This window comes from Cupriavidus necator (assembly GCF_016127575.1).
GTDB classification, from domain to species: Bacteria; Pseudomonadota; Gammaproteobacteria; order Burkholderiales; family Burkholderiaceae; genus Cupriavidus; species Cupriavidus necator_D.
In genome coordinates this window covers 3,055,792-3,080,516 of the sequence record NZ_CP066018.1, presented here as the reverse complement: position 1 = coordinate 3,080,516, position 24,725 = coordinate 3,055,792, and the positions used below count along the sequence as shown (strand labels likewise).

Sequence of the window (24,725 nt, the reverse complement as noted above, 5' to 3'; positions counted from 1 at the left end):
ATTGCGTGGCAGTACAGCAATCCACCATGTGGCGGATGCGCCGCGAGACCCCGCGCAGCGCCGTTTGGAGGAGTCCCTCGTGGCAATTCCATGCGGAATATGCAAACTGGCGGCATGAACACTGAATCGCTCGATCCCGGACTGGTGCTGCTGGCCTTTGCGCCAGTGTTCCTGCTGACCATCGGCGCCGAGGCATGGTACTGGGCCCGCCGCGACCCGACCGTCTACAGCCTGCGCGACACCGTATCCAACGCAGCGCTGGCGCTGATGCACCAGGCCTCGGATGCGTTCTTCCTCTGGCTGATGATCCGCACGGTCTATACCTGGTGCTACCAGCACGGCCTGCGCGCCATGCCCGAGACCCTGTGGTCATTCGCGCTGCTATTGCTGCTGCAGGACTTTCTCTATTACTGGTTCCACCGCGCCAGCCACCGCGTGCGCTGGCTGTGGGCTTCGCACGTGACGCACCATTCGTCGGAAGGCATGAATTTCTCGACGGCGTTCCGGCAGAGCCTGACGTATCCGCTCTCAGGCATGTGGCTGTTCTGGATTCCGCTGGCATGGATCGGCTTCACGCCGGACTGGGTGATCCTGGCGGTCGGCGTGAACCTGGCCTTCCAGTTCTTCGTGCATACGCGGCTGGGGCAACGCTGGCAGCTGATCGAGTCGCTACTGAATACGCCATCGGTCCATCGCGTCCACCATGCGAAGAACCCGCAGTACATCGACCGCAACTACGCCGGTGTGCTGACGATCTGGGACCGCCTGTTCGGCACCTTCGTCCCCGAGCATGAGGCCCCGGTGTACGGCATCACCCGCCAGGTGCGCACCCATAACCCGCTGACGCTGACCTTCCACGAATGGCGTGACATGTTCGCCGATGCCTGGCGCGATCGCGACCTGCGCTACCTGTGGAAGCCGCCCGAGTGGCGCAGCCCGCGCGCACCGGCACTGGAGCCGCTGCCCGGCACGCAATAAAAAACCGCGCCTTCGGGGCGCGGTTTTTTTATTGCCGGCGTCAGCGCTTATGCGCCTTCGCGGGAAGCACGCTTGCGCTCGTGCTCCTTCAGGTGGCGCTTGCGCAGGCGGATGCTCTTGGGCGTGAGCTCGACCAGTTCGTCGTCGGCGATGAATTCCACCGCATATTCGAGCGACATCTGGATCGGCGGCACCAGGCGCACGGCTTCGTCTGTACCCGAAGCACGAACGTTGGTCAGCTGCTTGCCCTTGATCGGGTTGACCACCAGGTCGTTGTCGCGGCTGTGGATGCCGATGATCATGCCTTCGTACAGCGCATCGCCCGGCTTGACGAACATGCGGCCACGGTCCTGCAGCTTCCACAGCGCGTAAGCCACGGCGTCGCCGTCGTCCTGCGAGATCAGCACGCCGTTGTGGCGCTCGCCCAGGCCGCCCTCGCGCACCGGCGCGTAGTCGTCGAAGATATGGCTGATCAGGCCGGTGCCGCGCGTCAGCGTCATGAACTCGCCCTGGAAACCGATCAGGCCACGGGCCGGGATGCGGTATTCCAGGCGGGTACGGCCCTTGCCGTCCGACGCCATGTCGAGCAGTTCGCCCTTGCGGCGGCCCAGCTCTTCCATCACGCCGCCCTGGTGGCTGTCTTCGACGTCCACGGTCAGCAGTTCGTACGGCTCGCACTTGACGCCGTCGATTTCCTTGAACACCACGCGCGGACGCGACACGGCCAGCTCGTAGCCTTCGCGGCGCATGTTTTCCAGCAGGATGGTCAGGTGCAGTTCACCGCGGCCAGACACTTCAAAGATGGTGTCGTCGCCGGTATCGGCCACGCGCAGCGCCACGTTGGACTTCAGTTCGCGGTCCAGGCGCTCGCGCAGCTGGCGGCTGGTCACGAATTTGCCTTCACGGCCGGCCAGCGGCGAGGTGTTGACGCAGAAGTTCATGGTCAGCGTCGGCTCGTCCACCTTCAGCATCGGCAGCGCGTCCTGGGCCTCCGGCGCGCACACGGTGCAGCCGATACCCAGTTCTTCGATGCCGTTGATCAGCACGATGTCGCCGGCTTCGGCCTCGGACACGATCTCGCGCTCCAGGCCCTGGAACTTCAGCACCTGGTTGATGCGGCCCTTGATCGGGTTGCCTTCCGGGCCGAACTTGACCACCACGTCCTGCAGCGGACGGGCGCGGCCACGCGAAATGCGGCCCACGCCGATCTTGCCGACGTAGCTGGAGTAGTCCAGCGAGATGATCTGCAGCTGCAGGGGGCCGTCCCGATCGTCGTCACGCACCGGCACCTTGTCCAGCACGGTCTCGAACAGCGGCTTCATGTCGCCGTCGCGCACGTCTTCGGTCAGGCCGGCAAAGCCGTTCAGGCCCGAGGCGTAGATCACCGGGAAGTCGAGCTGCTCGTCGGTGGCGCCCAGCTTGTCGAACAGGTCGAAGGTCTGGTTGATGACCCAGTCCGGGCGCGCGCCCGGGCGGTCGATCTTGTTGACCACCACGATCGGCTTCAGGCCCAGCGCCAGCGCCTTGCGCGTGACGAAGCGGGTCTGGGGCATCGGGCCCTCGACCGCATCGACCAGCAGCAGCACGCCGTCGACCATCGACAGCACGCGCTCCACTTCACCGCCGAAGTCGGCGTGGCCCGGGGTGTCGACGATATTGATATGGGTGCCGTTGTACTCGACGGCACAGTTCTTCGCGAGAATCGTGATCCCGCGTTCCTTTTCCAGGTCGTTCGAGTCCATCACCCGCTCGGCGACTTGCTGGTTGTCGCGGAAGGTGCCTGCCTGGCGCAGGAGCTGGTCGACCAGGGTGGTCTTGCCATGATCGACGTGGGCGATGATGGCGATATTTCGGATGGCGCGGGTCATTGCTGCGTCTCGCTTTGGAGAATCTGAGGTAACCCAACATTCTAGCATGTTGCAGCGCAAGACGCGTTGATCGGAACCGCCACTTACCGAATGAATATCATTGCGAAAAGTGGAATAACCAATTTCCGTTCTTGCTTATCGTTAAACGTGAACATATATTTGCCTCAGCAAAGATTGCAAAGGCAAAGATGTCACGGCTCCCTTCCTCCGATCAACCAGCCGAATCCACGGCCGGCCTGTTCGATCCCGCCCAGTACCAGATGTGCGACAGCGTCGGCTACCTGATGCAGCGCGCCAGGAACATGCTGGCGCACGGGGTCGAGCAGGAAGTCAGCAGCCTGGACATCACGCAGGCACAAGCCAGCTGCCTGATGATGCTGGCGACCGGCCGCGCCTCGACCGTCACCGACCTGGGCCGCGAACTGAATACCGACATGGGCTCGGTCACGCGCCTGCTCAGCCGCATGGAAAAGCGCGGGCTGATCGAACGCCGGCGCCGCGACGCCGACCGCCGCGTGGTCGACCTGTCGGTCACGCCACAGGGCCAGGAACTGGTGGAACGGCTGCCCGCCATCTTCTGCAAGGTGCTTGCCCACCACTTCCGCGGTTTTTCCGAGGATGAGATCCAACTGCTGCGCAGCATGCTGCGACGGATCATCGAAAACAACAGCGGGTAGCGGGCGTGCCTGCCGGCTTCCGGCAAGCCAGAACGTCCGGTCAACCGGACCCCGCAACAGCCCGTAGAAAAAAACAGCATGGCTCCGGCAACGGAGCGTCATCATGAAACCAGCTCTCACTCCCCAAGCCTCCCAGCCAGCCCGCACAAGCGCGCTCGTGCGCCGCGCCGGCACACTGGCGCTGACCGCCGTGGCCGTGGCGGTGCTGGCCGGCTGCGCGGCCCTTGGCAATTCGCACAGCACGCAGACCGTGGCCGACCCGGCCACGATGGCCACCTCGCAGACCTTGCCCGACGAGCATGGCCAGTGGCCCTCGCAGGATTGGGTCGCGCAGTTCAAGGACCCCCAGCTGAGCGCCCTGGTCGATGAGGCGGTCAAGGACAACCCGAGCCTGCAGGCCGCGTTCGCCCGCGTGGAAGCCTCGCGCGCCATGGCCGATGCCACCCGCAGCGCGCTCTATCCGCACCTTGAGTTCGAAGGCAGCCTGATCCGCCAGCGCTTCTCCGAGAAAGACCTGTTCGAAGGCACCCCGCTGGCGGGATCGTGGCAGAACCAGTCGCGCCTGCAGGTGGGCCTGTCCTATGACTTCGATTTCTGGGGCAAGAACCGCGACGCGCTCGAAGCCGCGCTCTCCGACGACCGCGCCGCCGAGGCGGAAAGCCAGGCCTCGCGCCTGATCCTGGCCACCTCGATCGCCCGCAACTACGCCCGCCTGGCTGCGCTGTATGCCCAGCACGACGTGGCAGAGCGCGCCATCGCCCAGCGCAGCGACCTGACCGAGCTGTCGCGCCAGCGCCTGGCCGCCGGCCTCGACACCCAGGTCGAGACCACGCAGGCGCGCGGCACGGTGGCTGCTTCGCGCACCGACCTGCAGCGCGTCGACGAGGAAATCGCCCTGGCGCGCAACCAGCTTGCAGCGCTGCTGGGCAAGGGCCCGGACCGCGGCCTGCAGATCCAGCGCCCGGTGCTGCTGGCGCAGGCCACGCCGACGCTGCCCGACAACCTGACCATCGGCCTGCTGGGCCGCCGGCCGGACCTGGTGGCGGCACGCTGGCGCGTGGAGGCGGCGTCCAAGGACATCAGTGTCGCCAAGAAAGAGTTCCTGCCTGACGTCAGCCTGACCGCCTTTGCCGGCCTGGCCGCGCTGGATCCGTCCAACCTGCTGATGGGCGTCAGCCGCACCTTCGGCATCGGCCCGACCATCCGCCTGCCGATCTTCGAAGGCGGCAAGCTGCGCGCCAACCTGAAGGGCAAGTACGCCGGCTACGACATCGCCGTGGCCAACTACAACCAGGCCCTGGTCGATGCGCTGCGCGAGACCGCCGACACCATGACCAGCATCCGCAGCGTCGACAAGCAGATCCAGACCCAGCGCGAAGCGCTGGACCTGGCCGAGCACGCCTATGCGCTGGCCACCACCCGCTACAAGGCCGGCCTGGGCACGCAGCTGACCGTGCTGAACGCCGAGAGCAATGTGCTGCAGCAGCGCCGCCTGGCGACCGACCTGCAGGCGCGCCGGCTGGACCTGCAGATGGGCCTGATGAAGGCGCTCGGCGGCGGCTACGAGGAGCCTGCGGAAGGCCACGAGAGCGCGGGCCACGGACCGGCGCAGCAACAGCACAACACCCAGGCGGGCGCCCGCGGCTGATCCGCGCACCCAGTGATCGAAGACAAGATTATTCAGAAGACATCATGAGCAACAACCAGCAAGCGGCCGGCACCAACGCCCCCCAGCACCCTGCCCAGCAAGCGCCGGCCACCACCAACAACAACGGCAAGCGCAAGCGCATGCTGCTGTCGCTGACCGCGGCAATCGTGGTCGCCGGCATCGGCTATGGCGTTTACTGGGGCATGTACGCCCGCCACTTTGAAAACACCGACGACGCCTATGTCGCCGGCAACGTGGTCCAGGTCACGCCGCTGGTGGGCGGCACCGTGGTGTCGATCTCCGCCGACGACACGCAGCTGGTCACCGCCGGCCAGCCGCTGATCCAGCTTGATCGCGCCGATTCGCAAGTGGCACTGGAACAGGCCGAGGCCCAGCTGGCACAGGCCGTGCGCGAAGTGCGCACGCTGTACGTCAACAACGGCTCGCTCGCCGCCAACGTGGCGCTGCGCGAAGCCGACGTGGCCAAGGCCCGCGACGACCTGCGCCGCCGCCAGGCCATCGCCGGCTCGGGCGCGGTCTCGAATGAAGAGATCTCGCATGCGCAGTCCGCGCTCAAGGGTGCGGAGTCGGCGCTGCTGGCCGCGCGCGAGCAGCTGGCGTCGAACAAGGTGCTGACCGACCAGACCACGGTGGAGAAGCACCCCAACGTGCAGCGCGCCGCCGCCAGCCTGCGCTCGGCCTACCTGTCGTTCGCGCGCTCGGCCATGCCGGCGCCGGTCACCGGCTACGTTGCCAAGCGCTCGGTGCAGGTCGGCCAGCGCGTGGCCGCCGGCGCGCCGCTGATGGCCGTGGTGCCGCTGGACCAGGTCTGGGTCGACGCCAACTTCAAGGAAGTGCAGATCACGCATATGCGCATCGGCCAGCCGGTGACGCTGGAAGCCGACGTGTACGGCTCCAAGGTGGAATACCAGGGCAAGGTCGCAGGCTTCTCGGCAGGTACCGGCTCGGCCTTCTCGCTGCTGCCGGCGCAGAACGCCACCGGCAACTGGATCAAGGTGGTGCAGCGCCTGCCGGTGCGCATCGCGCTTGACCCGCAGCAGCTCAAGGACCACCCGCTGCGCGTGGGCCTGTCGATGACCGTCAAGGTCGACGTGCGCCGCGAGGAAGGCGCCGCCATGGCCCCTGCCGCGCCGGCCAAGCCGATGCAGACCGATGTCTACGACAAGGTTGCGCAGGACGCCGACCAGCTGATCGCGCGCATCATCGCCGCCAACAACGGCGGCCGCAGCACCGGCCTGCCCTCGGCCAGCGCCGCCAACGCCAAGCCCGCCAACACCTGACCATGGCCATCTCCCCCTCCGCCGCGCAGTCCGGCGGCAGCCAGGCGCCGGCGCGGCCCGTCCGGCCGCTGGCACCGCAGCAGCCGCAGCCGCTGACCGGCGGCAAGCTGGTGGTCGGCACCATCGCGCTGTCACTGGCCACGTTCATGAACGTGCTGGACTCGTCGATCGCCAACGTATCGATCCCGGCGATTTCAGGCGACCTGGGCGTGGCGCCCAACCAGGGCACATGGGTCATCACCTCGTTTGCGGTGGCCAATGCGATCTCGGTGCCGCTGACCGGCTGGCTGACCACGCGCTTCGGCGCGGTGCGGCTGTTCATCACCTCGATCCTGCTGTTCGTGCTGGCATCGTGGCTGTGCGGCGTCGCTCCCAACCTCGAGACGCTGCTGGCCGCACGGGTCCTGCAGGGCGCGGTGGCCGGGCCGATGATCCCGCTGTCGCAGTCGCTGCTGCTGTCGAGCTATCCGCCGCAGAAGAGCACCATGGCACTGGCACTGTGGGGCATGACCACGCTGGTGGCGCCGATCATGGGCCCGCTGCTGGGCGGCTGGATCTCGGACAACATGACCTGGCCGTGGATCTTCTACATCAACGTGCCGGTGGGCATCGTCACGGCCTATGTCACCTGGGCCATCTACAAGGACCGCGAAACCCCGACCAGGGTGCTGCCGATCGACCGCATCGGCCTGGCGCTGCTGGTGATCTGGGTGGGCTCGATGCAGCTGATGCTCGACAAGGGCAAGGAACTGGACTGGTTCCACTCGACCGAGATCGTGGTGCTGACGCTGGTGGCGATTGTCGGTTTCCTGTTCTTCCTGATCTGGGAAAGCCATGAGAAGCACCCGGTCGTCGATATCAGCCTGTTCAAGGGCCGCAACTTCAGCGCCGGCGTGGTCGCCATCTCCGTGGCATACGGGCTGTTCTTCGGCAACCTGGTGATCCTGCCGCTGTGGCTGCAGACGATTGTCGGCTATACGGCCACGGACGCGGGCATCGTGATGGCGCCGGTAGGGATCTTTGCGATCCTGCTGTCGCCGCTGATTGGCAAGAACCTGCCGAAAATGGATGCCCGCTGGGTGGCCACGGCCGCGTTCATCACCTTCGGCATCGTCAGCCTGATGCGCGCCGGCTTCACGACCCAGGTGGACACCCGCACGCTGATGATCCCGACCCTGATCCAGGGCGCAGCCATGGCGATGTTCTTCATCCCGTTGACCTCGATCATCCTGTCGGGCCAGCCGCCGGAAAGGATTCCGGCGGCGTCAGGACTGTCCAACTTCGTCCGGATCACGTTCGGGGCCATCGGCGCTTCGATTTCGACCACGCTCTGGGAAAACCGGACGGCGCTGCACCATGCGCAACTGGTGGAACAGGTCACCCCGTACAACCCGGCCTACCACGACCAGCTCAACCACCTGATGCAGATGGGCATGAGCCAGGCCCAGGCGATCGGCGTGATCGAGCGCAATATCACCCAGCAGGCGGCCATGCTCGGCGCCAACGATATCTTCTGGATCTCGGGGATGCTGTTCTTCGTGCTGATCGGCTTTGTCTGGCTGACGCGGCCGGCCAAGGGCGGCGGCGGGTCAGCGGATGCGTTGGCGGCGCACTGACCCCACCTCTCCGGTTTTCAAGAACTTGGCCCCTGATCGGGGCCGTTTTTTTTTGCTTCGCCGCGGCGTTGCCGCGCCGGGAATGTCCCCCTTGTGTTCCTGTCTTCGTGCCTCTATTATTTGCAAACCAATTTACGGAACCTTGGTTCCAAAAAATGGAACCATAAACAGGTAAGAAGACGTGGAGCATGGAGCGGCGGAGTGAGCATTCTTGAAGGCGTGGAAAGCGTCCTGGACATGTTCGGGCATCACCGGCACGAGATCACTTTTAACGATGTCCTGGACGAACTTGGCCTTGCCAAGAGCTCGGCCTCGCGCCTGCTCGCCCAGATGGTGCGCTACCGCCTGCTGGAACTGCAGCCGTCCACGCGGCGCTACCGCCCTGGCGCGCTGCTGATCCGCGCCGCGCAGGCTGCTGCACAGGCGCATCCTTTCGACGAGCAATGCCGCGAGATCCTGGCCACGCTGTCCGATGCCACCGGCTTCACCGCCTACCTGTCGATGCTGGACGGCACCGACACCGTCGTGCTGCAACGCCTGAACGGAAGCAACCCGGTGCAGGTGCTGTCACCGCCCGGCGCACGCCGGCCGGCATTCACCACAGCGATGGGCCGGGTACTGCTGTCGCGCCTGCCCGAGCCTGAATTCAACTCGCGCTATGGCGCCGCCGGCACCCGCAAGCTGCCGGATGCACCCGCAGGCTGTCCCGCCACGGTCGCCGAGCTGCGCGAGCGTGTGGCGACGGCCCGCGCCGAGCGCAGCGCCATCGCCGTGAATGAAGGCATGCCCGGCATCGGCGCCGTGGCCGCCACGCTGGCAGATCCGCTCTCAGGCGACGTGCGTGGGCTGTGCCTGTCTTTCACCGCGATGCAGGTCAGCCAGGCCCAGGCCCAGGCGCTGCGCGCGACGCTGGTGCAGGCCGTGGCACCCGTGGGACAGCGCATCGGCGACCCACTGTGGCTCGACGCCACCCCACTTATCTAGACTTCGCCGCAACGACTTATGGAACTCCTGTTACTCAGCAACTCCAGCAGCGACGCCGGCTACCTGGTCCACGCCCAGGCGGCAATCCGGGACCTGGCCGCCGGCCGCAAGACTGCCTGCTTCATCCCGTTCGCCGGGGTCACGCGCGACTGGGACACCTACGAGACGTTGGTCCGCGACGCCTTCGCGCCGGTCGGCATCGCGGTGCAATCGCTGCACCGGCAGGCCGAGCCGGCGGCAGCCGTGCGCGCCATCGAGGCGGCTGAACTGATCGTCGTTGGCGGCGGCAACACGTTCCGCTTGCTGCAATGCCTGCGCGAGCGCGGCCTGCTGGCGGCGATCTCGGCGCGGGTGCGATCCGGTGCGGCGCGCTATATCGGCTGGAGCGCTGGCGCCAACCTGGCCTGCCCGACCATCAGCACCACCAACGACATGCCGGTGGCCGACCCGGGCGGCCTGGACGCGCTGGCGCTGGTCCCCTTCCAGATCAACCCGCACTACTTCAACCTGGTCGTGCCCGGCTTCCGCGGCGAAACGCGCGACCAGCGCCTGGCCGAATTCACCGTGCTGCAGCCCGACATGCCAGTGCTGGGGCTGCCCGAAGGCAACTGGGTGCGGGTCTCGGACGATCGCCTCGAAATGGGCGGCGCCCATCCCGCGCGCTGGTTCAGGGGCGCGGACATTGCCGACGTGCAGCCCGGCGCGCTGTCGCTGCCGCGCTGAATTTGCCGGCCTGAGTCCCTGCGTACAGAACCCCACCCCAGCCCCAGGAAGTCAAGCAAGATGTCTATCAAGCAGGTTATTGAATCGATCGAGCTGCTGTCGGCAGCGAATGTCGACGGCGCAGCCGTCGCCTCACTGCTGCGCTCGCGCGGCCTGGACGATGTCACCGTCACGCGCGTGGAAGAGAACGGCCTCTACACCGATTTCCTCGCCTGCACGGTGCCCGGACAGAACCCGGACGCGCCCGCACTTGGCGTGGTGGGCCGGCTGGGCGGCGTCGGTGCACGCCCGGCCGTGACGGGACTGGTGTCCGATGCCGACGGCGCCATCGTGGCCGTCGCCAGCGCGTTGAAGCTGGCCGACATGGCCGCCACCGGCGACGTGCTGGCCGGTCCGGTGCGCATCCACACCCATATCTGCCCGCATGCCGCCACACGGCCGCATCATCCGGTGCCGATGATGAAATCGCCCTTTGCGATGCGCACGATGATGTCGCATGAGGTGCACCCGCGCATGGCGGCGATCCTGTCGGTCGACACCACGCGCGGCAACCGCTTTGTCAACCGCCGCGGCGTGGCGCTGACGCCGGTGGCCAAAGAAGGCTGGCTGCTGCGCCTGCCGGAGCGGATGCTGGACCTGATGGGATGGGTCAGCGGCGAACTGCCGATGGTGTTGCCATTGACCACCCAGGACATCACGCCGTATGAGAACGGCCTGTGGCACGTCAACTCGATCATGCAGCCGGCCATCGTGACCCCTGCCCCGGTGGTGGGCGTGGCGCTGACCGCGCAGACCACTGTGCCAGGCTGCGCAACCGGCGTCACCAACGCCTTCGACATCGACGTGGCGACGCGCTTCTGCATCGAGGTGGCGAAGCAGTTCGGCCAGGGCCAGTGCGACTTCTACGACGCGGTCGAGTGGGCCGAGCTGCAGCGCCGCTATGGCTCGCTGGCCCATCTGCAGACCGTGGGAACCGAGGCATGAACACGCCTGCCGCACGCCAGCCACGCGTGGCCTTCGTCACCATCGGGCAGGCGCCCAGGACAGACGTGGTACCGCAGATGATTGCCGACCTGGGCCTGCCGGCCACTGTGGAAGAGTTCGGCATCCTGGACGCGCTGGGCCCGCAAGATATTGCCGCGCTGGCGCCCGCGCCCGGCGAGTACCGCTTTGCCAGCCGGCTGCGTGACGGCACGCAGGCGGTGATGGGCAAGCCGGTGGCCGAGGCCATGCTGGCCCGGCTGATGACCTCGCTGGACGACGGCCGCTTCGACGCCCTGGTGCCGCTGTGCACCGGCACCGCCCTGCCGCCGATGCGGACCCTGGTCATCGAACCGCAGCAGGTAGTGGACCATCTGACCGTGGCGCTGGCGCAGGGCTGCAAGCGGCTCGGCATCGTATTGCCGCTGGAGGCCCAGGTAAGCAGCTTCCACCTGATCCAGCCGGTGCCCTGCGAACTGCGCGTCACCCATGCCTCGCCTTATACCGACGCCAGCACCGATCGCTTCGCGCAGGCGGGCGAGACGCTGCGCGGCTGCGACCTGGTGGTGATGCACTGCATGGGCTACACCGAAGCCATGCGGGCCGAGGTGGCGCGCCATGCCGGCGCGCCGGTGCTGCTCTCCAACCGCATGGTGGCAAGGCTGCTGGGACAGGTACTGGCTGGTGCCGCGGCCTGAATCCAGGCACGAAGCGAATCCATTTTCGGGTAAGGGCAAGCCCGCTGACAGATTGCCCATGACACTGCTGGAGTGGAAGTAACAATGAAACAGGTGGCGAAGTGGATGGGGCCGCTGGCACGCGGCATGATGTGGATGAGCCTGGGCGCGGCGGTGATCCCGGGCGCGCAGGCGCAGGAGTGGAAGCCGGCCAAGCCGGTGCGCCTGCTGGTGGGCTTTGCGCCCGGCGGCTCGGCCGATCTGCTGGCGCGCCTGGTGCAGGCGCCGCTGTCGGAAAGCCTGGGGGTTCCGGTGGTGGTGGAGAACGTGCCGGGTGCGGGTGGCAATATCGCCGCCGACAAGCTGGCCAAGGCCCCGGCCGACGGCTACACCATCGGCATGGGCGCCGCCGGCGCGATGGCGGTGACCCACGTGCTCAACCCCAAGGGCACGCCATACAAGGCGGATGATTTCACGCCCATCGCCATGCTGGCCACCCAGCCGAATGTCGTGATCGTCAATCCGGCCCTGCCGGTCAAGACCATGGCCGACTTCGTCGCCTACGTCAAAAAGACGCCGCAGGTCACCTACGGCACCGCCGGCGTCGGCACGTCAAATCACCTGATTGCCGAAACCATGCTGCACCGTCTTGGCATCGACATGGTCCATGCGCCGTACAAGGGTGCCACCCCGGTGATCACCGACCTGATGGGCGGGCATATCGCCATGACGGTCGACAACATCACCACCGCGGCGACGCTGGCCAAGACCGGCAAGGTCAAGGCGCTGGCAGTCACCGGCAGCAAGCGCTCGCCCCTGTTGCCGGACGTGCCGACGCTTGCCGAGAGCGGACTGAAGGACTTCAACATGCCGACCTGGCAAGGCATCTTCGGGCCGAAGGACCTGCCGAAGGCAATCGTGGTCCGCTACAACCAGGCGCTGGTCAAGGCCTTGGCGAACCCGGAAGTCAGGAAGAAGATGGCTGAATTCGGCTCCGAGCCCGTGGGCGATACGCCGGAGCATTTCGCCGGGTTCCTCGCCCAGGACCGCAAGATGTGGGCCGATGTCATCAAGACGGCCAAGATCACGCTCGAGTAATTGCTGACGGGGCGGCCATTTACGCCCCTCACGCAATTTACAGCTTGACCAGCCGCTCCGGCCGCAACGCGCCTTCGCGCATGCGTGCCACGCCCAGCAGCCGGGCTGGTTCGCCGGCATAGACGCGCGCCAGCGCATCCTCGGCCAGCCCGGTGTCGGCCGGCAGGTCGCGCTGAGCGATGCGCTGGCCCTGCAGGAAGCGCGCTGCGGAGACCTCGTCCAGATGCACCGGCGCACACTTCTGCAGCAAGGCGTCCACAGGTGCCAGCATGGCCGGGCGCTGCGAGTCGTCGCGCTGCTCGATCTGCTCCAGGGTCACCGCGCCGTCCAGCGTCAGGTCGCCCACGGCGATCCGGCGCAGTCCGGTCAGGTGCGCGCCGCAGCCCAGCGCTTCGCCGATGTCCTCGGCCAGCGTGCGGATATAGGTGCCCTTGCTGCACGTCACCCGCATCGTGAACGACGGGGCTTCGGGCAAGGCGCACTCCAGCAGCGCAATCGAACGGATGGTGACGCGGCGCGCCGCGCGCTCCACGGTCTGGCCGGCGCGCGCGTATTCATACAGCGGGCGGCCGTCCTTCTTCAGCGCCGAATGCATCGGCGGCACCTGTTCGATCTCGCCGAGGAAGCTTGCCAGCGCCTGCTCCACTGCGGCGCAATCGCAGGTGACCTCGCGCACGTCGAGCAGTTCGCCTTCGGCGTCGCCCGTGCTCGAGCGCGAGCCCAGCCGCACTACGGCGTCATAGGTCTTGTCCGCTTCCAGCAGGTCCTGCGAAAACTTGGTGGCTTCGCCGAAGCACAGCGGCAGCAGCCCCGTGGCAAGCGGATCCAGCGTGCCGGTATGGCCGGCCTTGGCCGCGCGCAAGAGGCGCTTGGCGCGCACCAGCGCGTCGTTGGACGACAGGCCCAGCGGCTTGTCGAGCAGCAACACACCATGGACCTCGCGGCGCGGCAGGCGCGGCGGACGGTTGGCGTTGGAATCGGTCATCGGGAGAAAGCGGGAGGCGGGACGGCGATGCGGCGCGGATGGCGGCAACGTAAACGTAGTGGCCGCGAAACCCATGCCAGGGCGGCATGGGCGCCGGCTTCAGTCGTCTTTCGAACGCGTGGCGTTCGCTTCGTTGATCAGCTTGGACATCTCGATCGCATGTTCGACCGAGGTATCGTGGAAGAAGCGCAGCGTCGGCACGGTATGGATGTGCAGGCGCTTGTACAGCAGCGAGTGCAGGTAGCCGGCCTTTTCGTTCAGGATGGCTTCCGCCTCGGCGGCTTCGGCGCCCAGCACGGTGAAGTACACCTTGGCGTGCGCGTAGTCCGGCGTCAGCGCGACCGACTGCAGCGTGACCAGGCCGAGGCGCGGGTCGCGCAGTTCGCGCTGGATCATCTCGGCCAGGTCCTTCTGGATCTGGTCGGAGATGCGGAGATTGCGGGAGGAGATACTGCCTTTCTTGGCCATTCAATACAGTCTGGTCGAGATGACAACGGCAGGCCGAAGCCTGCCGTTGCTTGCGACGCCTTACAGCGTACGCGCCACCTCTGTGATTTCGTACACCTCGAGCTGGTCGCCTTCCTGAACATCGTTGAAGTTCTTGATCGACAGACCGCACTCGAAGCCTTGCTTCACTTCCTTCACATCGTCCTTGAAACGCTTGAGCGAATCCAGCTCGCCGTCGTGGATGACCACGTTGTTGCGCAGCACGCGCACCAGCGAGTTGCGCTTGACCAGGCCGTCGGTGACCATACAGCCGGCCACCGCACCGATCTTCGGCACGCGGAACACCTGACGTACCTCGACCTGGCCGATGGTGGTCTCGCGCTTCTCCGGCGCCAGCATGCCCGACATCGCCGCCTTGATCTCGTCTACCGCATCGTAAATGATGTTGTAGTAGCGGATATCGATGCCGTTGTGCTCGGCCAGCTTGCGCGCACCGGCGTCGGCACGCACGTTGAAGCCGATGATGACCGCCTTCGAAGCCGTCGCCAGGTTGACGTCGGATTCGGAGATGCCACCCACGCCGCCATGCACGATCTGCACGCGCACTTCGGCGGTCGACAGCTTCTGCAGCGACTGCACCAGCGCTTCCTGCGAACCCTGCACGTCGGCCTTGACGATCAACGGCAGCGTCTGCACTTCGCCTTCGGCCATCTGCTCGAGCATGTTCTCCAGCTTGGCGGCCTGTTGCTTGGCCAGCTTCACGTCGCGGAACTTGCCCTGGCGGAACAGCGCGATTTCACGTGCCTTGCGCTCGTCCGGCAGCACCAGCACTTCTTCACCGGCGGCAGGCACTTCCGACAGACCCTGGATTTCCACCGGGATCGACGGGCCGGCTTCCTTGGTCGGCTTGCCGTTCTCGTCCAGCATGGCACGCACGCGGCCGTAGGCGCTGCCAGCCAGGACCACGTCACCACGCTTGAGCGTGCCGCTGCTGACCAGGATGGTCGCGATCGGGCCCTTGCCCTTGTCCAGCTGGGCTTCCACCACCAGGCCCTTGGCCGGGGCATCCACCGGAGCGGTCAGTTCCAGCACTTCGGCTTGCAGCAGCACTTGCTCGAGCAGGTCTTCCACACCGGTACCCATCTTGGCGGAAACCGGCACGAACGGCGAATCGCCGCCGTATTCTTCCGGCACCACCTGCTCCGCCACCAGTTCCTGCTTGACGCGGTCCGGGTTGGCATCGGGCTTGTCGATCTTGTTGATCGCCACCACGATCGGCACACCGGCAGCCTTGGCATGCGCAATGGCTTCCTTGGTCTGCGGCATCACGCCGTCGTCGGCGGCCACCACCAGGATCACGATATCGGTCGCCTTGGCACCGCGGGCACGCATGGCCGTGAAGGCCTCGTGACCCGGGGTATCCAGGAACGTGATCACGCCGCGGTCGGTTTCCACATGGTAGGCACCGATGTGCTGCGTAATCCCGCCGGCTTCGCCCGCGGCCACCTTGGTGCGGCGGATGTAGTCCAGCAGCGAGGTCTTGCCGTGGTCGACGTGACCCATCACGGTCACCACCGGCGGACGCGGCAGCAGCTCGGCGTCGGTGTGTTCCTCACCGCCCACCACCAGCAGCGCTTCCGGATCGTCCAGCTTGGCGGCATACGCCTTGTGGCCCATTTCTTCCACCACGATCATGGCGGTTTCCTGGTCCAGCACCTGGTTGATGGTCACCATCTGGCCGAGCTTCATCATCTGCTTGATGACCTCGGATGCCTTGACGGCCATCTTGTGCGCCAGGTCGGCCACCGAGACGGTTTCCGGCACGTGCACTTCACGCACCACCGGCTCGGTCGGCGCCTGGAAGCTGCTGCGGCTGTCGTCGTGCTGCTGCTGCCTGCCGCCGCGGCCACGCGGGCCACCGCGCCAGCCGCCCACGCCACCCGAAGTATCGCCGCGGGTCTTCAGGCCGCTGCCCTTCTTGCGGCTGCTGTCGTCCTGCCAGCCCGCCTTCACGACCTTGCCCTTCTTGTCGGCGGTTGCCGTGGTCGTGGTCGTGGTGGCCGGCTTCTTTTCGTCCTTCTTCGCTTCCGTGGTCGCACCGGCCGGCTTCACCGGCTTGTGCAGCGTACCGGTCTGCTCGGCCTTCTTCTCTTCAGCCTTGCGCTCGGACGGCGCCTTCAGCACGCGCGGCGGCGCGTTCAGCATCTGCTGGATCGCACGGGCCTCGGCTTCGGCAGCCTCGCGGCGCTTGCGCGCAGCGACTTCCTGCTCTGCGCGGGCCTTGTCGGCGGCAGCCTTGGCTTCGTCGGCAGCCTTCTGCGCCTCGGCGCGTTCGGCGGTGACGCGTGCCTTCTCGTCCTCTGCCTTCTTGCGCGAGGAATCCTCGTTGGCCTCGGTCACGGCGCGCGACGCGGCAGCCTCTTCCTCCGCCTTGCGGGCGGCGAGTTCGGCCTGGCGGCGCTGTTCAGCCTCCAGCGCTTCCTGGCGGGCGCGGCGCTCGGCTTCCTCGCGCTCGGCTGCCTCGCGGGCGGCCTTGGCTTCAGCTTCCTGGCGCGCCAGCAGTTCGGCCTGCTGGCGTTCTTCCTCGTCGCGGCGAGCTTCCTCGACAGCATCGACGACAGGCGCCTGGGCTTCGACCGCGTCGGCCTGGGCATCGGGCGCAGCTTCGTCGCGCTTGATCAGCACGCGCTTCTTGCGCACTTCCACCTGGACCGTGCGGGTCTTGCCAGTGCCATCCGACTGGCGGATCTCGGAGGTTTCGCGCTTGGTCAGTGTGATCTTCTTGCGGGAGCTGTCGTCGGCCTGGCCGTGCGAACGCTTCAGATAGTCCAGCAGCCTGGTCTTATCCGATTCCGTGATGATGTCTTCTGGCGTCGCTTTGCCCACCCCAGCCGCCTGCAATTGTTCCAGCAGGGCAGCTGCGCTGCGACTCAGTTCTGCGGCCAGTTGGGCAACTGTTGTGCTTGCCATTCAAACCCTTTCAATGCTTGGTTTCTACGTCGGGACAAATCGTTGCGGAAAGCGCGCCCGGGCCAGGTGTAGGCCGGCCCGGCCGTGTCCCTCAGTTGAACCAATGTTCCCGTGCTTTCATGATCAGCGACTTGGCTTCTTCCTCGCTGACACCGGTCATCTCGACCAGCTCGTCCACGGCCAGTTCGGCCAGGTCGTCACGCGTATGGATATCGCCTTCGGCCAGCTTGCCGATCAGTTCCGGGTTGAGGCCGTCGAGCGAGCGCAGGTCCTGCGACACCTCTTCCACCTTTTCTTCCCGGGCCAGTTCCATCGTCAGGAGCGCATCACGCGCGCGATTGCGCAGCTCGTTGACGGTGTCTTCGTCAAAGGCCTCGATCTCCATCATTTCACTGATGGGGACATAAGCCACTTCTTCCAGCGTGGAGAAGCCTTCCTCGATCAGGATGTCGGCAACTTCCTCATCCACGTCCAGCTTGGACATGAACAGCTTGCGCACGACATCGCTCTCTTCGGCCTGCTTCTGCGCCGACTCTTCCTGCGTCATGATGTTGATCTGCCAGCCGGTCAGCTCGGTCGCCAGGCGCACGTTCTGACCGCTGCGGCCGATCGAGACGGCGAGGTTTTCCTCGTCGACCACGACGTCCATGCTGTGCTTTTCTTCATCGACCACGATCGACTGCACCTGTGCCGGTGCCAGCGCGCCGATCACGAACTGCGCCGGGTCTTCCGACCACAGCACGATGTCCACGGCCTCGCCGCCGATCTCGTTGCGCACCGCGGTGACGCGGGTACCGCGCACGCCGACGCAGGTGCCGATCGGGTCGATGCGCTTGTCATGCGCGACCACGGCGATCTTGGCGCGCACGCCCGGATCACGGGCAGCCGCCTTGATCTCCAGCAGGCCTTGTTCCATTTCCGGCACTTCGTTCTCGAAGAGCTTGATCAGGAACTCGGGCGCGGTGCGCGACAGTTCAATCTGCGGGCCGCGCGCGGCGCGGTCCACATTCAGGATATACGCACGCACGCGGTCACCGGTGCGCAGGTTTTCCTTGGGGATGATCTGGTCGCGGGCCAGCAGCGCTTCCACGCGGCCGGACTCGACGATCAGGCCCTTCTTGTCGGCGCGCTTGACCGTGCCGGTCATGATCTTCTCGCCGCGATCCAGGTAGTCGTTCAGGATCTGCTCGCGCTCGGCGTCGCGGATGCGCTGCAGGATCACCTGCTTGGCAGCCTGCGCACCGATGCGGCCGAACTCGACCGACTCGATCTGCTGCTCGATAAAGTCACCCAGCTCGATGCTGGGGTTTTCATCGCGGGCTTCGAACAGCAGGATCTGCTTGTCCGGCTCTTGCAGGCCCAGCTCGTCGGGAACGACCAGCCAGCGGCGGAAGGTTTCATGCTCGCCCGACTCGCGATCGATCGCGACACGGATATCCACGTCTTCCTCGAAACGCTTCTTGGTGGCCGAGGCGAGCGCCGCCTCCAGGGCACCGAATACCACATCCTTGTCGACGTTCTTCTCACGCGCAAGCGCATCGACGAGCAACAGAACTTCGCGGCTCATTGCTTGTTCCCTTTTCTTTGATTTCCTTTGAAGTCGATCACCGGCACCAGGCGTGCCTTGTCGACATCGGATACGGCAAATTCCAGCAGCGCCGGGCCATCTTTGCCTTCGAACTCCAGGCCAATCTTCTCCTCGCCCGCCGCGCCGGTGGGCTCGCGCAGGATGCCTGTGAAGTTCTTCTGTCCGTTGACGGGCAGGCGCAGCGTCACGCGCGCCTCCTCGCCGGCAAAGCGGACGTAGTCGGCCAGCTTCTTCAGCGGCCGGTCCAGTCCGGGCGACGAGACCTCGAGGCGTTCATAGTCGACGTTCTCGACCGTGAACACGTGGGTGAGCTGGCGGCTCACCTTTTCACAATCCTCGATGGCAATGCCGGTTTCAGGCTGATCGATATAGACACGCAGCAATCCGGCCGGGGCACGCTCGAGCTCGACCAGCTCATATCCCATGCCGCTTAGGGTGGTTTCGATCAAATCTGCCAGATGCACTGTTATCCCGAGTAATGGCCATCAACACCGTGGCAGGCAAACCCGCCGGTGCCGTCCGGGACGACCCTGCTGCAGCCCTGCCTGTCCGCCATCCCCCCGCCCCAGCGGAGAGAACCGAAAAACGGGCGAACCAAAAAAAAATGGGCGCAATGCCCATCATTCGCCCATCCTCGACGAGGATGGCTTTTTGAATAGACTTGAATTATACGCGGATTATGTCGAAAAGGCAAAAGCCAGACATTTCCGTGCACTGAATCCGGCGCCGGCGGGCGTTCAACCCGCCATGCGCCGGATTCAGCGCTTATCGGTTGCCGCCGCGGTTGCCACCACGGTTGCCGCCGCCACCGCCACTACCGCCGCGCGGGGAACGGTTGCCGCCCGGCTTCGACGCCTTCGGCATCACATTGCCGTTGGCTTCGCCGCCGCCGCGACGCGGCTTGCCCTGACCCTGGCCACCCAGGCCGCCCTGACCACCCTGACCGCGCATGCCACCCATGCCGCCCATGCCGGCGCCACCACGTCCCTGGCGTGCGCCAGTGCCGCGCCCGCCGCCCAGGCTGGCCGCGTGCGAGGTCAGCAAGGTGGGCCCGTGGGTGATATAGCCCATCGAGGTCTTCATCGGATCCGGCTGGCTGCTGCGGCCGCCGCTACCGCCCCGGGCGCCGCCCTGGTCGAAGCGCGGCAGGCCGTCCATGCCCGTGGGCATCGGCATGCCGGCAATCGCGGCTTCGGTGCGCTGCTTGCGCCCGCCTACCTTGGTGGCGCCCTTGGGAGCCTGCTCGCCCTTGCCGGGCACCTTCAGGCCGACACCGGCCATCAGCGCCTTGACGTCATTGGGCTCGACTTCCTGCCAGCGGCCGCGCTTGAGGCCACGCGGCAGCAGGAACTGGCCGTAGCGGGTGCGGATCAGGCGCGACACGGTCAGCCCGACCGCCTCGAACATGCGGCGCACTTCACGGTTGCGGCCTTCGGTCAGGGCCACGTGGTACCACTGGTTGACGCCTTCACCGCCGCCGTCGGCAATGCGCAGGAAATTGGCCTCGCCGTCATCGAGCTTGATGCCATGCAGCAGGCGCTGGCGGTCGGCCTCGGCCAGCTCGCCCAGCGTGCGCACCGCGTACTCGCGCTCCACGCCATAGCGCGGATGCATGAAACGGTTGGCAATATCACCAGAGGTGGTGAAGATCAGCAGGCCTTCAGTATTGAAGTCCAGGCGGCCCACCGCGACCCACTTGCCGGTCTTGATGCGCGGCAGGCTGTCGAACACAGTCGGACGGCCTTCCGGATCGGACTGGCTGACGATCTCGCCGGCGGGCTTGTGGTACAGCAGCACGCGCGGCGGCTTGGTCGACACCTTGCGGTGGATCAGCTTGCCGTTCACGCGGACCTGGTCCGCCGGCAGGATGCGCTGGCCGATATGGGCCGGCAGGCCGTTGACCGAAACGCGGCCCTGCAGGATCAGTTCTTCCATCTCGCGGCGCGAGCCCAGCCCGCCCTCGGCCAGCACCTTGTGCAGCTTGGGCGCGTCGTCGTCGGCCGACAGCTCGCGCACCGGCTTGGCCTTGGTGCGCGGAATGACGGTGTCTTCGTTGTCGTACTGCTCAGAGATCACGAAGCGGAACAGGTCTTCGCTGCTCGCCGTGGTCTTGTCCCCGCCGCCCTGGCCCTTGCGGGGCGCCTGCGGCTTGCCGCCATCCTTGCGGCGGCCCTGCTGCCGCGCACCGGCACCCTGCGCCTCGCCCGGCGCTGCCGCCTTGCCTGAGCGCTGGACCGGCTTGCGCTTGCGGCCGGGCTGCTCAGGCTTGTCGGTGCCTTCGGCCCTGGCCGCACGGTCGACCTTTTCTGCCTTGCTGGTGCCCTGGCCGCCTTGGCTACCCTGGCCACCCTCGCCCTGCCCCGTCTTGCGCTTGCCGCGGCCACGCTGGCCACCGCGCGCACCGCCCGCCGCCTGTGCGGCGCCCGCTTCACCGGCATCGGCCTGGCCGCCGGCGCCTTCGGCGCCCTCGCCGCGGTCCTGTGCCTGGCGGCGCGATGCGACCAGGTTCCTCAGCCCGCGGCGCAGCCCCTTGCGGCGGGGCGCGGCTTCGCTGCCCGATCCGGGTTCTGCGGCGCCGGTGTCGGCGGGTGCGCCCGCATTGCGGGTGTCTTGCTCAACGGAATCAGACAAGATATTCACTATCGGATGTTGCATGTTGTTCAGTTCGGCACGCGCTCGTCGTGCTCGCTCGGGTGCGGCGGGGTGCCGTTGTCCGGCAAATCGCCCCGCGCCCCGTCCGGATTGGGTGCGGCTGGTTCGGTGGAAGCGGCCTCGGCGGCATCGTCGGCTGCAGCTTGCAGCGGTTGCGCGTCAAAGCCATTGGCGCCTTGGTCGACCGGGCCGGTCGTCTCGGCTTCGTTTGCGACGGATGCTTCAGCCACATCCGCCGCATGCGCGGCGGGGTTGGCAAAAGCCTCTTCGTCGGCGCTGGCCGCCTTGTTTGCAGCCAGGTCTTCAAAATTGATGGCCTGCTGTTCCAGCAGGGTTGCCTGCGCCTGCGCCTGGGCATCTTCCAGCGGCGGCAGCTCATCCAGCGTACGCAGGCCAAGATCGTCCAGGAACGCCTTGGTGGTCGCATACAGCGCCGGCCTGCCCGGCACGTCGCGGTGTCCGATCACCTCGATCCAGCTGCGGTCCTCAAGCTTCTTGATGACTTCCGTGCTGACCGTCACGCCGCGGATTTCCTCGATATCGCCGCGGGTCACCGGCTGCCGGTAGGCAATGATCGCCAGTGTTTCCATCACCGCGCGCGAATATTTTGGCGGCTTTTCTGGATTCAGCCGATCCAGGTATTCACGCATTTCCGGCCGGCTCTGGAAGCGCCAGCCGCTGGCCAGGGCCACCAGTTCCACGCCGCGCGGCCGCCAGTCCTGCCGCAGTTCATCAAGCAGCACGCGGATGGTGTCTGCGCCGACGTCGTCGTCAAACAGCCGCCGCAGATCATTGACGCGCAACGGTTCCTGCGCGCAGATCAGCGCCGTCTCGAGGACGATCTTCGCCTCTTGGGTATTCATGTTGATGGTGTGCAGCCTGTCTTTGCACCTGCTCCCGGACGGATCCGGGGCACCGGAGATTTTGGATACAGCGGTGCGAAAGCCACCGCCATCTCATTGCGCAGCTAGCCGGATACCTGCTGCATCCAAGCCGTGCACTTCCCTATCTTTGCATCGAGTTGCCGGGCGTTCCGGCAGGAGATCGTTCGCATGCCGTTATGGGCCAGCCAGCGAACCTCTTGCGTAGCGCGTCCGCACATACCGGACGTCGCTGTCAGCGAACTGAAGGCCTCGGACGCAAGAAAAACGGGTATCGGGAGCAAGGCCGGCATCGCCAACACCGCAGTGCCAGCCGGACTTTTGAACCAGATCTTTTGAACCGGATGGACTGTGGGGACGGGACGGGCATCGAAAACCTTCCGCTTCCCCTGCCCTGAACTCACCTTCTGGTATGAAGGCCGCCTGGCGCTGCTCGCCCGCTGCTTACCGCGGCTCACAAGACACCGCGCGATACCGCAATGTTGGCGATTGTATGGCATTCCCGCCCCCGCCTGCAACCATCATCCGTTGCCGGCGCAGCGCCGGCGCCTCAGAACACCAGGCAGAATCCATGCTCGGCCAGCGAATGTGGCAACAGCACCGCTCGCGCAATGCCAAGGCCGCCGAACGCCATTACCGCCAGGCCGGCCCCCAGGCGCACGCCGGGACGTCGCGACAGCGTACGCAAATAGCCTGACAGGCCGGAGAGCACCAGCAGGTTAGGCAGTGTGCCGAGCCCGAACACGCCCATCACGAGTGCGCCGGACGCCGCATTGCCCGCCAGCAGCGCGAGCGTGAGCGCCCCATAGACCATGCCGCACGGCACCAGCCCCCACGCCAGGCCCACGCCGTATCGCCGCGCCAGGCCGCCGCGTGCGCGCACAAAGGACGGCATGCCGCGTGCCACGCCACCCAGCCGGCGCGCCACCGCTGCGCTGGCACGCGACGCCAGCCGCTCCAGCCAGTCGACGGTAAACGTGTTGCCGCGCAGCAACCGCCAGCCCGACCACAGCAGCATGACGCTGCCCGCGCCGAACAGCCAGCGCTGCACCGGCAGATAGTCCTGTTTCCACGCCGAAGCACCGACCGCGCCTAGCGCGGCCCCAAGCAGCATATAGGTCGAGATCCGGCCCAGGTGCATTATCAGCAACTCGCCGAGCCAGGCGGCACGGCTGGGCACCAGACTGATCGTCGCCGCCGCGCCGTGACGCTGCTCCACGGCCAGCGCCACGCCGCCGCACATGGCGGCGCAGTGGACCCCGCCCAGCAAAGCCAGCAGAAAAACGCTGATCAGTACGCCAAGTGTCAATTCTCACTCCCTACCACATCACATCGCACGGTAAAATGCCGTTATCGCGCCCTCGCTGCCATTTCTAGCAGGTTCCAATTGCTCACCTCCATTCCCATTACCGAGATGTCACCACGCTGCTCCACCTGTGCGATGGGGCAGCTGTGCCTTCCGGTCGGCATGTCGCAGCAAGACCTCGCCAAGATGGACACGCTGGTTCAGGAACGCATCCGTGTGCACAAGGGTGAAACCCTGTATCGCATGGGCGATCCGCTCACCGCGGTCTATGCCGTGCGCTTTGGCACGCTCAAGACCCACGTCACCACTGAAGACGGCCGCTCGCAGATTACCGGCTTCCACCTGCCCGGCGAAATTGTCGGTCTCGACGGGCTGGGCGAGATGCAGCATGCCTCCGATGCCGCCGCGCTGGAGGACACCGAAGTCTGCGTGGTCCGCATGAGCGAGTTGCAGTCCCTGTCGGCAGACCTGCCGTCGCTGCAGCAGCAGTTCCTGCGCCTGATGGGCAAGGAAATCACGCATGACCAACTGATGCTGGTCACGCTGGGCTCGATGCGCGCCGAGGAACGGCTTGCCGCCTTCCTGATCAACCTCTCTGAGCGCCTGTCGGCACGCGGCTATTCGGCGTCCGAGTTCGTGATGCGCATGAGCCGCGAAGAGATCGGCAGCTACCTGGGCCTGAAGCTCGAAACCGTCAGCCGCCTGTTCTCCCGCTTTGCCGAAGCCGGCCTGATCCAGATTCGCCAGCGCCACGTCAAGCTCGTGGACATCGACGGCATCAAGCAGCTCTACAGCCGCTCCTGCTAAGCGGCCAAGGCGCTGCCAGGTACCGCATGCGGACATGGCAGCGCAGACCTCACACCGATCCGCTTATTCCAGTTCGTCGGTATCGCTGAGCCGCGTCGGCATGGTGTAGAGCGTCAGTCCGCTGGACAACGCGCAGAACACCCAGGCCATCAGGAAACCAACGGTGTAGACCGATTCGCGGGACGCTTCGATCGGCTGGCCGAAGAAGTTCAGGTCACCGGGATCCACCACCGAAAACACCGTCGCGGTCGCGAACCCGGCCATCAGGAACGCCGGCCAGAGTACCCACATCAGCCAGCGCAACCTCATGGCTGCCTCACAGCGGCAGCCTTGGGCGGCGCGGCGTCGGCCTTCTCGACCACCAGGCCATGGCGCGTTGCACCCTGCACCGGCATGTCCGGATGCGTGGATGCCAGCCAGATCGTCACGCCACACGCCACCATCGCCACCAGCGGGCCGCTCATCAACAGCCACGGCCACGGCTCCTTCCACCACGGATTGCCTTGCTGACTCATCTTGCCCCCTTCATCTTGACGAC

Annotated in this window: 22 protein-coding genes; 11 read left to right on the top strand and 11 right to left on the bottom strand. The window is 66.2% G+C overall.

Annotated features, from left to right (window positions below):
• Positions 1-114: 114 nt before the first annotated feature.
• The gene (locus I6H87_RS14375; RefSeq protein WP_011615596.1) at positions 115-978 is read left to right on the top strand and encodes a sterol desaturase family protein; all 864 of its coding nucleotides are present in this window, start codon (positions 115-117) and stop codon (positions 976-978) included.
• A gap of 47 nt (positions 979-1,025) precedes the next feature.
• On the opposite strand, the gene typA is transcribed toward I6H87_RS14375, so the two are convergent.
• Positions 1,026-2,846: a translational GTPase TypA gene (typA, locus tag I6H87_RS14370; protein WP_010809495.1), complete on the bottom strand. Its 1,821-nt coding sequence runs from the start codon at positions 2,844-2,846 to the stop codon at positions 1,026-1,028.
• Positions 2,847-3,034: 188 nt separating this feature from the next.
• Between typA and I6H87_RS14365 the strand changes: the two genes are divergently transcribed.
• The 9 genes from I6H87_RS14365 (at position 3,035) to I6H87_RS14325 (ending at position 12,551) form a co-directional block, all read left to right on the top strand.
• Entirely contained in the window at positions 3,035-3,523 is a 489-nt protein-coding gene (locus I6H87_RS14365; protein ID WP_010809494.1) for a MarR family winged helix-turn-helix transcriptional regulator, read from the top strand.
• Between the two features lie 103 nt (positions 3,524-3,626).
• A complete protein-coding gene (locus tag I6H87_RS14360; protein WP_011615597.1) occupies positions 3,627-5,171 on the top strand; it encodes an AdeC/AdeK/OprM family multidrug efflux complex outer membrane factor in 1,545 nt (514 codons plus the stop codon).
• Positions 5,172-5,215: 44 nt separating this feature from the next.
• Positions 5,216-6,472 carry an HlyD/EmrA/EmrK family protein gene (locus I6H87_RS14355; RefSeq protein ID WP_011615598.1) on the top strand — a complete coding sequence of 419 codons (1,257 nt, stop codon included), beginning with the start codon at positions 5,216-5,218 and terminating at the stop codon, positions 6,470-6,472.
• Positions 6,473-6,474: 2 nt separating this feature from the next.
• The gene (locus I6H87_RS14350; RefSeq protein ID WP_011615599.1) at positions 6,475-8,088 is read left to right on the top strand and encodes a DHA2 family efflux MFS transporter permease subunit; all 1,614 of its coding nucleotides are present in this window, start codon (positions 6,475-6,477) and stop codon (positions 8,086-8,088) included.
• 201 nt (positions 8,089-8,289) lie between these two features.
• Positions 8,290-9,072 (top strand): IclR family transcriptional regulator, encoded by a 783-nt coding sequence (locus tag I6H87_RS14345; RefSeq protein WP_011615600.1) that lies wholly within the window; start codon positions 8,290-8,292, stop codon positions 9,070-9,072.
• Positions 9,073-9,090: 18 nt separating this feature from the next.
• The gene (gene pepE, locus I6H87_RS14340; protein ID WP_010809489.1) at positions 9,091-9,795 is read left to right on the top strand and encodes a dipeptidase PepE; all 705 of its coding nucleotides are present in this window, start codon (positions 9,091-9,093) and stop codon (positions 9,793-9,795) included.
• Positions 9,796-9,855: 60 nt separating this feature from the next.
• Complete coding sequence (locus I6H87_RS14335; protein ID WP_011615601.1) at positions 9,856-10,779, top strand: DUF1177 domain-containing protein; 924 nt, start codon at positions 9,856-9,858, stop codon at positions 10,777-10,779.
• Positions 10,776-11,474, top strand: a complete 699-nt coding sequence (locus I6H87_RS14330; RefSeq protein WP_010809487.1) for an AroM family protein — start codon at positions 10,776-10,778, stop codon at positions 11,472-11,474. The genes I6H87_RS14335 and I6H87_RS14330 overlap by 4 nt, the downstream gene beginning before the upstream one ends.
• Before the next feature lie 84 nt (positions 11,475-11,558).
• Complete coding sequence (locus I6H87_RS14325; RefSeq protein ID WP_011615602.1) at positions 11,559-12,551, top strand: Bug family tripartite tricarboxylate transporter substrate binding protein; 993 nt, start codon at positions 11,559-11,561, stop codon at positions 12,549-12,551.
• 37 nt (positions 12,552-12,588) lie between these two features.
• Here I6H87_RS14325 and truB read toward each other — a convergent pair whose 3' ends face one another.
• The 8 genes from truB to I6H87_RS14285 form a co-directional block, all read right to left on the bottom strand.
• Complete coding sequence (gene truB, locus I6H87_RS14320) at positions 12,589-13,536, bottom strand: tRNA pseudouridine(55) synthase TruB (protein WP_010809485.1); 948 nt, start codon at positions 13,534-13,536, stop codon at positions 12,589-12,591.
• A 99-nt stretch (positions 13,537-13,635) separates the two neighbouring features.
• A complete protein-coding gene (gene rbfA / locus I6H87_RS14315; protein WP_010809484.1) occupies positions 13,636-14,004 on the bottom strand; it encodes a 30S ribosome-binding factor RbfA in 369 nt (122 codons plus the stop codon).
• Between the two features lie 60 nt (positions 14,005-14,064).
• Positions 14,065-16,953, bottom strand: a complete 2,889-nt coding sequence (gene infB, locus I6H87_RS14310) for a translation initiation factor IF-2 (protein WP_010809483.1) — start codon at positions 16,951-16,953, stop codon at positions 14,065-14,067.
• Positions 16,954-17,044: 91 nt separating this feature from the next.
• On the bottom strand, positions 17,045-18,520 hold the full coding sequence (gene nusA, locus I6H87_RS14305; RefSeq protein ID WP_010809482.1) for a transcription termination factor NusA: 1,476 nt from the start codon (positions 18,518-18,520) through the stop codon (positions 17,045-17,047).
• The gene (gene rimP, locus I6H87_RS14300) at positions 18,517-19,005 is read right to left on the bottom strand and encodes a ribosome maturation factor RimP (protein ID WP_010809481.1); all 489 of its coding nucleotides are present in this window, start codon (positions 19,003-19,005) and stop codon (positions 18,517-18,519) included. The genes nusA and rimP overlap by 4 nt, the downstream gene beginning before the upstream one ends.
• Positions 19,006-19,306: 301 nt before the next feature.
• Positions 19,307-21,196, bottom strand: a complete 1,890-nt coding sequence (rluB, locus tag I6H87_RS14295; protein ID WP_011615604.1) for a 23S rRNA pseudouridine(2605) synthase RluB — start codon at positions 21,194-21,196, stop codon at positions 19,307-19,309.
• A gap of 5 nt (positions 21,197-21,201) precedes the next feature.
• The gene (gene scpB, locus I6H87_RS14290) at positions 21,202-22,056 is read right to left on the bottom strand and encodes an SMC-Scp complex subunit ScpB (RefSeq protein WP_010809479.1); all 855 of its coding nucleotides are present in this window, start codon (positions 22,054-22,056) and stop codon (positions 21,202-21,204) included.
• Between the two features lie 568 nt (positions 22,057-22,624).
• On the bottom strand, positions 22,625-23,383 hold the full coding sequence (locus I6H87_RS14285) for a sulfite exporter TauE/SafE family protein (protein ID WP_011615605.1): 759 nt from the start codon (positions 23,381-23,383) through the stop codon (positions 22,625-22,627).
• 78 nt (positions 23,384-23,461) lie between these two features.
• Between I6H87_RS14285 and fnr the strand changes: the two genes are divergently transcribed.
• Positions 23,462-24,187 (top strand): fumarate/nitrate reduction transcriptional regulator Fnr, encoded by a 726-nt coding sequence (fnr, locus tag I6H87_RS14280; protein ID WP_010809477.1) that lies wholly within the window; start codon positions 23,462-23,464, stop codon positions 24,185-24,187.
• Between the two features lie 63 nt (positions 24,188-24,250).
• Here the strand turns inward: fnr and I6H87_RS14275 are convergent, their stop codons facing one another.
• Positions 24,251-24,496: a hypothetical protein gene (locus I6H87_RS14275; RefSeq protein WP_010809476.1), complete on the bottom strand. Its 246-nt coding sequence runs from the start codon at positions 24,494-24,496 to the stop codon at positions 24,251-24,253.
• Positions 24,493-24,702 (bottom strand): membrane protein, encoded by a 210-nt coding sequence (locus I6H87_RS14270; RefSeq protein WP_011615606.1) that lies wholly within the window; start codon positions 24,700-24,702, stop codon positions 24,493-24,495. Before I6H87_RS14270 ends, I6H87_RS14275 begins: the two co-directional genes overlap by 4 nt.
• Positions 24,703-24,725: the final 23 nt, after the last annotated feature.